Source organism: Enterococcus sp. 3H8_DIV0648 (genome assembly GCF_002140655.1).
In the GTDB taxonomy this organism is placed as follows: domain Bacteria; phylum Bacillota; class Bacilli; order Lactobacillales; family Enterococcaceae; genus Enterococcus_A; species Enterococcus_A hulanensis.
Genome location: NZ_NGLG01000001.1, coordinates 149,043 through 155,801 on the forward strand (window position 1 = coordinate 149,043; position 6,759 = coordinate 155,801).

The 6,759-nt window shown below is 42.3% G+C and carries 6 protein-coding genes and 1 tRNA gene; 4 read left to right on the forward strand and 3 right to left on the reverse strand.

The genetic code is table 11. The annotated features are described in order from the left end of the window. Nucleotides 1-88: 88 nt before the first annotated feature. The 3 genes from A5875_RS00765 to A5875_RS00775 form a co-directional block, all read right to left on the reverse strand. Nucleotides 89-2,041 carry a fructose-1,6-bisphosphatase gene (locus A5875_RS00765; protein WP_088931842.1) on the reverse strand — a complete coding sequence of 651 codons (1,953 nt, stop codon included), beginning with the start codon at nucleotides 2,039-2,041 and terminating at the stop codon, nucleotides 89-91. Nucleotides 2,042-2,128: 87 nt separating this feature from the next. Further along, complete coding sequence (locus A5875_RS00770; RefSeq protein WP_088931843.1) at nucleotides 2,129-2,941, reverse strand: pyruvate, water dikinase regulatory protein; 813 nt, start codon at nucleotides 2,939-2,941, stop codon at nucleotides 2,129-2,131. Between the two features lie 11 nt (nucleotides 2,942-2,952). After that, on the reverse strand, nucleotides 2,953-3,582 hold the full coding sequence (locus A5875_RS00775) for a CBS domain-containing protein (protein WP_088931844.1): 630 nt from the start codon (nucleotides 3,580-3,582) through the stop codon (nucleotides 2,953-2,955). A gap of 239 nt (nucleotides 3,583-3,821) precedes the next feature. Between A5875_RS00775 and A5875_RS00780 the strand changes: the two genes are divergently transcribed. From A5875_RS00780 to A5875_RS00795, 4 genes are all read left to right on the forward strand, one after another. After that, nucleotides 3,822-3,893 (forward strand) — tRNA-Glu (locus A5875_RS00780). Between the two features lie 144 nt (nucleotides 3,894-4,037). After that, nucleotides 4,038-5,090, forward strand: coding sequence for a 1-aminocyclopropane-1-carboxylate deaminase/D-cysteine desulfhydrase (locus tag A5875_RS00785; protein ID WP_088931845.1), 1,053 nt, complete (start codon nucleotides 4,038-4,040; stop codon nucleotides 5,088-5,090). 30 nt (nucleotides 5,091-5,120) lie between these two features. Further along, on the forward strand, nucleotides 5,121-5,918 hold the full coding sequence (locus tag A5875_RS00790; RefSeq protein ID WP_088931846.1) for a MerR family transcriptional regulator: 798 nt from the start codon (nucleotides 5,121-5,123) through the stop codon (nucleotides 5,916-5,918). A 68-nt stretch (nucleotides 5,919-5,986) separates the two neighbouring features. Further along, nucleotides 5,987-6,759, forward strand: a 773-nt coding sequence (locus tag A5875_RS00795; RefSeq protein WP_088931847.1) for a CPBP family intramembrane glutamic endopeptidase, incomplete at its 3' end; no start/stop codon positions are given.

Sequence of the window (6,759 nt, forward strand, 5' to 3'; positions counted from 1 at the left end):
ACATCAAAACAAAAATAAAAAAGATATTAATATATGCGGAAACCATTTTTTCACCTCGCATCCACTATACAGAAAAACACGGGCAGCATCAATCACTGATGTTCCCCGTGTTGTCGTTTTTATCTTGATAATTCAATAAGCCGGTCAAGTTTTCGATCTGTTCTTCGAGACTATCGCCGACCGTTGTGTCCTTGATGAGGATGCGTTTCAAGTCTTTGTCGATCACTCGCTTCAAGGATGTTTCATCCGCTTGTTTTGCTAATAAATTTTCGACGGATTCAAATGGATCGTGGGTGACGAGCTGGAATCCGTAAGAATTGTTCAGCAGCGAGTAACCGGCGATCCCAGTTGTTTTTTGGTAGGCCTTTGATAGCCCGCCGTCGATCACAAATAGCATGCCTTCGCCTTTGATGGGTGATTCGCCGCTTTTGACCTTCACCGGAGTGTGTCCGTTGATGATGCGGGAGTTTGGCGAATACAAAGCAAATTCCTCTAAGATCATCTGACAGGTCTCATGGGTGTCGCGAAATTGATAGTAAGGATTTTTGATTTCTTTATGGGTCTTTTTATCCGCAATGAAATAGCGCTCGAAAGTGGTCATGGCACTTTTGCCAAACTGGGGTGAAACCTTACCCGTCCAGCAATACCAGATCCAATCTGCCGCAGAACTATCCTTTGTCTGACTTTGACAGCCGGAACGAATCTGTTCTTCAAAAAAGTTCAACAGGTCTTTTCCGCCATAATCTTTTCCATCAACGTTAAGGGGAAGGAAGCTCCCATCAGCCTTTAACGGCAGACAACCATGGAAAAGCAGATGCTGATTATAAACCAGATACATCGAGCCTTTATCTAAAAGCAGCTGCATATGCTCCTGCATTTTGGCTGATTGCTGGAAGGAGGTCAGTAATGTATCCACCACATATTCTTCCTGCTCGGTCAGTTTATGGACATCCTTTTGCAAGGTTTGGAAGCAGCTTCCCTGTAAAGGATATTCTTTTCCCGCTAATTGAATCGTTTCTTTATCGAAATCAATCTTTTCAAGCAGCAAACGATCCTCCATTTGGAAGTCGGGATGCCGTTTGATCAATTGACCTTCTAATTTAAACTGGATAATCGACAAAGCCTGATGCACTTTTTCTAAGCTGTCCAAGCTTTCGATCGAATAGCTTTCACTGCTGTTTTTTTCCTTCGGTGTAAAAATCGGATTTTTCTGATAGTGTTCTTCCGCGTACATAAACAAAGGACGCAGGTTCAACGCATAGGCTTGTTCAATCTCGTATAGATAATTATAACGCGCGGCGATCCGCAACAGCGTCATCAGACAGGCACGAGAGCCTGCGTAAGCGCCCATCCATAGAATGTCGTGATTTCCCCATTGAATATCAACAGAAGGGTGCTGGCACAGTTTATCCATGATTTTATCCGCTTCTGGTCCACGATCATAGATATCGCCGACGACATGCAAGTGATCCACGACTAAACGCTGGATACTTTGACATAAAGCAATGATAAAGGGTCTGCCTTGTTCTAAATCCAGCAGGTGTGCCAAGATTTGATCGAAGTAGGCGGCCTTATCAGAATAATTTGTGTCAGTATACATCAGCTCTTCAATGATATACATATACTGCTTCGGCAAGGCTTTCCGAACTTTTGAACGGGTGTACTTGGTGGAGCAAAAAGCCAGCAGCTCTAACAGCTGACGAATCTTCTTTCGATACCAAGAACGGTCGCGGTAATCATAAAAGACCTTGTCTTCCAGCGCTTCTCGCGGATAGGCCACCAAAATCGTTAATTTGTCCTTTTCATGCTCTGTCAAACGGTCACCGAAGAGCAGGCTGATCTTTTCTTTAATATTCCCAGCACCAGTACGTAAAATGTGATCAAAGGCGGTGAACTCCCCATGAATATCACTGATGTAAAGTTCGGTTCCTTTGGGCAGATGCATGATAGCTTCTAAGTTAATCAACTCGGTCATGACCGCCTCCTTGGTACTAAATTCTTTTTCCAACATTTGATAATATTTTTCACGGGTCGATAGCATAAATCTGCTCCTTATTCATAATAATGATGGAATCTTTCTGCCGTGTATCCTTTTGCCCAATAAAAACCGATAGGAAAAGGACAACTTTTATAAGAAGTTGTCCAAATGTTCGCAAATCAATGTTGCGGATTCTTCGATCGATTTATTGGTGACATCTAGTGTGAAGGCGCCCAACTCATCGTAAACCCCTAGAGCATAATCTAGCTCCTCTTTGATGCGGTCGATATCTGAGTAGCGGGAATTTTCAGCTAAGCCTAATGAATTCAAGCGGCTCATCCGAATTTTTTTCTGAACTTCCGGTTCGATGACTAAACCAACGATCTTATCTTTTGGTACCGCTTTGATTTGTTCAGGCAACGGTACTTCTGGAATTAATGGCAGGTTGGCTACCTTGATGCGGTTATTCGCTAAATACATGCTTAGAGGCGTCTTTGAAGTACGAGAGATTCCCAATAAGACAAGATCCGCTTCTAAAAAGCCTTTCGCATCTTTTCCGTCATCGTATTTTACAGCGAATTCAATCGCTGCGACACGGTCAAAATATTCTTGGTTCAGTTTGTGTACGACACCTGCTTGCTGCAATGGAGCGACACCGGTTTTTTGGTGCACGATATCCATGAACTGACTCATTAAATTAATGTATTGCAGACCTGTGCGTTCAGCGAAGTCTTCGACGATCTGGGTCAGGTTGTCACTGACTAAGGTCGTTACCACAACGGCGCTGTCTTTTAAGGCATCGCTAAGAATACCTGTCAGTTCATCTTCATCTTTAGTAAATGGGAAACGATAAGACAAATCAAAATTCACAGTAGGAAATTGAGCTGCTGCGGCATTAACTAATTTCAGCGAGGTCTCGCCGACAGAATCAGAGATCATGTATAATGGGACACTTTTTTTCATTTTTTTCGCTCCTATCGATTGGTTTCAGTTTGTTTTGCTTGCTGCATAATATAATTGAAGATCCGTGATTTCGTGATTTTTCCGATCACTTTTTTCGAATCGTCTTCACTGACTACCGGCAGCGAATCCACTTGGTAATCCAGTAAGACCGCGCCAGCTTCTAAGATCGTGTAATCCTTCGTGCAGGTTTGCAGGTGAGGTGCACGGGTCATCACGACTGCGACTGGAGTGTTTTGCAGGTTGCTGTTTAATGATGCTCGCAATAAATCCTTCCGAGACAGCAGTCCAACGAGATGCTGCTCTTTGTCCGTTACATAAATCGAGCCGACATCATACATGAACATATTGGTGATCGCATCATGGATAGAGGTGTCTTGCGGTGTCAGCAGGGGTGACAGCATAATCTCTTCGACTTTTACAGAAAAGATTTTATCGAACAGAAATTGTTCGATACCCACACCTGTATAGGTGTAGCCAACTTTAGGACTCGCTTCTAAAATGCCTGCCATTGTTAAGAAGGAGAGGTCGGTTCGTAAAGTAGCATGTGAAATCCCCAAATGATCGGCGATCTTTTCGCCGCTCAGCGGTTGATCGCGTTTGACGATCTCGATGATTTTCTCTTGCCTTTGTGATAGATTCATAGGTCCTCCTAGTAATGCATTCGTTTTTCTTTGAGAAAAAATGAATTATTTTTATTCCTGAGCCATTCAAGCTCACCGAAAAGCGATGACTTGAATACACAACCTATTATACACGTAATAAGCATATAAACAACATGAATGGGTAAATAAACACATATTTAATAATTTGCAGAAATAAAGTGCAAATACTTTCTAAAAAAATCGTTTAGCAGTATAATTCTTTCTGTTGAGAAAATCCTAACCCGTTAGTCAAGGGGTCAAGACGCCGCGTTCTCAGCGCGGAGGCACGGGTTCAAATCCCGTACGGGTTATACAATGAAAAATGAGACGCTCTATTAGCAGGTTTGCTGATGGGCGTCTTTTTTCGTGTCTAAAAAGACCGAATCGATATGCAACTGTGAAGTTATCTACTATATACTAGGAATATCAAAGAGAAACAAGCTAGGAGGATGGCAATGGAACCAACGAATGTAAAGCAACTGTTGAAGCAGAGACCAAAGGCAAATTTAGGCTTTTATCCGACACCTTTTTATCGACTGGAGAATCTGTCTAAAAAGCTCGGGATCGATCTGTTTATCAAACGAGAGGATTTTTCAGGGCAAAGCTTATTTGGCGGAAACAAGATTAGAAAACTCGAGTATCTGATCGGCGATGCTAAGGAGCAAGGGGCGGAGTATATTTTTACATTTGGTGCGACCCAATCCAATCACGCGATGCAGACGGTGGAGGCCTGCCGCAAAGAAGGTCTAACGCCTATTCTCTATCTGGTGGCCTATGTTGAACCGGATGAAAATGATCTTCGCAGCAATTTATTGCTGGATAGAATTTTAGGTGCGGAGGTCCACGTCATTTTGAAGAATCCAGGCGAATCAGATGCTGAGGTGGATGCTCGTTCGGTCAAAATGGCGCGCGAACATATGGCTCGTTTAACAGAGAAAGGGTATTGTTGTTACGAGATCCCGATGGGCGGTGCGAGCTCAATCGGAACGACAGGGTTTATCGACGGTTTCGTTGAGATCGCGGAACAGGCGGCAGCAGTTGGGCAATCGTTTGATTATTTAATCCATGCAACAGGTTCTGGCGGAACGATGGCGGGATTGGTTGCTGGTAAAAAGCTGTTGGATCATCCAATGCGTGTTGTGTCCTTTGATGTGATCGGACATGATGCGAGCTATTTAGAAAATTCTGCGGCACTAGCGAATGAAAGTTTAGAACAGCTGGGTGCTGCTGATCGCTTGACCGCGGATGACTTTGAACATGACAACAACTATTATCGTCCCGGCTATGAGATGCCAAGCGATGCGGCCAATGACGCGATTCGTTTGTTGGCAAGAGAAGAAGGCTTGTTTTTAGATCCAGTTTATTCAGGGAAGGCTTTTGCCGGAATGCTGGACTACATCGAAAAAGGGATCATTTCACTAGGCAGTTCAGTGATTTTCCTGCACACGGGCGGAGCCACAGCGCTATTTGCGGAAAAAGAAATCTTGGGGAATTTGTTGGAGAAATAAATTATAGGAAAGTTTGAAAAGGAGTTAGGGATGGAAGAAAAATATCAAACCAATGATCTATTATCAATTACTGGAATGACGCGCGATACTTTGCGTCATTATGAACAAAAAGGGTTGATCCAACCCGAAAAGGATACCTACAATAATTACCGTCAATTTCGTTTTGCGGATATTTATCGGTTGCTGACGATCGATTTTTATCGAAAACGCGGCTTTTCCATCAATGAGCTGAAAAATCTACAAGAAAACTTTGCAGAGGTGGATTTTTCAAAATTAATGGAAAAAAAGAGTGCCGAAATGGAAGAATTTGTGCGGCACTATTCAGGGATTCTAGCTAGAATCAATAAGCTAGAGGAATTTCACCAACGTTTGCTTCAGCATGAAAATGATTTGTCGCTAAAACGCATGCCTCTTTTTGAGGTTTTAGGATCGTTTAGTGAATTTGATGCTTTCGCTGAATATAGTCAAATTTTGGATCGTTGTTCAAAGGAAGAGGACATTCTTTCTTCTATTATTCGCAGTTTTGAATTTGATGAAACGGGAATTACCCAATCCAGAATGCTGATCGTCAAAGAGGTTGGCGATAATCGGCTCGAAGATGGAAAAGAGTATTTGAACTTCCCTAAATGCATCAACACGATCGTTGCGGAAAGACTGAATGAGGAAGGCAGTGAAGAGATTCCTCAAAAAATGTTTGAGAAAATCGCCAACTTTGCCCATAGTAAAAAGCTGGTTCCCGTAGGACAAGCGTTTGTCCTGACTAAAATGATTACTTATCAGGACAACATAGAGCAGGCTGTTTTAGAAATATTTGCTCCGGTAAAATAGTCCCTTGACCTGGGTGTAACCCCCGCCTCTATACTTGAGTCATCAAGCAAATAGAGGAGATTTTTATTATGACAAAAACAGCAAGAAAGTATATTATTCGGACGTATTTGATTTTCTGGGGTGTTATCCTTTTGATTGGAGCAGTAATGTTTGCAACTAAAAGCCAACAGCCTTCAACTATTTTACAGATTCTTTCGTCATGGACACCAACGATTGTAGTAGTCGCATTTTGGAAAAAAATTCGTCCGGAAACAAAATTGAGCATGTTCATTAAGGAAAAGTTTTCAACTCCGCTGCAGTTAAAGACAGTAGGGATGGTTGTCGGGATTCATTTGCTTCTTTTGCTGGGTTCGCTGCTTATCATGTCGCATCTATTGAAGCAGCCGCTTCATGAGTTGATTATTTTGACACCAAGCTTTTTATTAATATCGGCGTTGAGCCATGTGGTTCGAGGGCCGCTAGGGGAAGAATTAGGCTGGCGAGGCTTTCTGTTAGAAGAATTAGGAAAAACACATCAACTATTAACCGCGTCAATCATTCTAGGTTTCGTTTGGTCAGGCTGGCATTTCCCATTGTGGCTGATGTCTGGATACAGTGGAATTGATTTGGTGTATTACATTCTATTTTTCACTTTGTGGTGTGTATCTCAATCGATCATCATGACTTTTCTTTACCAAAAAAATACCAACTTACTGATTCCAATGAGTTTCCATTTCTTTAGTAATTATTTTCTAGGATTGCAAAACAGCGAACTATTGGGCTTACTTAAAATCAATGCGAGTCTTTGCTTCATTGTAGCAGTCTTTTGCGGGGGTCTTTTATATAGAGGAAAGATAAAAGG

Coding starts and splice junctions, on each gene's coding strand:
- A5875_RS00765 (WP_088931842.1), bottom strand. CDS start 2,041: ATGCTATCGACCCGTGAAAAATATTATCAAATGTTGGAAAAAGAATTT.
- A5875_RS00770 (WP_088931843.1), bottom strand. CDS start 2,941: ATGAAAAAAAGTGTCCCATTATACATGATCTCTGATTCTGTCGGCGAG.
- A5875_RS00785 (WP_088931845.1), top strand. CDS start 4,038: ATGGAACCAACGAATGTAAAGCAACTGTTGAAGCAGAGACCAAAGGCA.
- A5875_RS00775 (WP_088931844.1), bottom strand. CDS start 3,582: ATGAATCTATCACAAAGGCAAGAGAAAATCATCGAGATCGTCAAACGC.
- A5875_RS00790 (WP_088931846.1), top strand. CDS start 5,121: ATGGAAGAAAAATATCAAACCAATGATCTATTATCAATTACTGGAATG.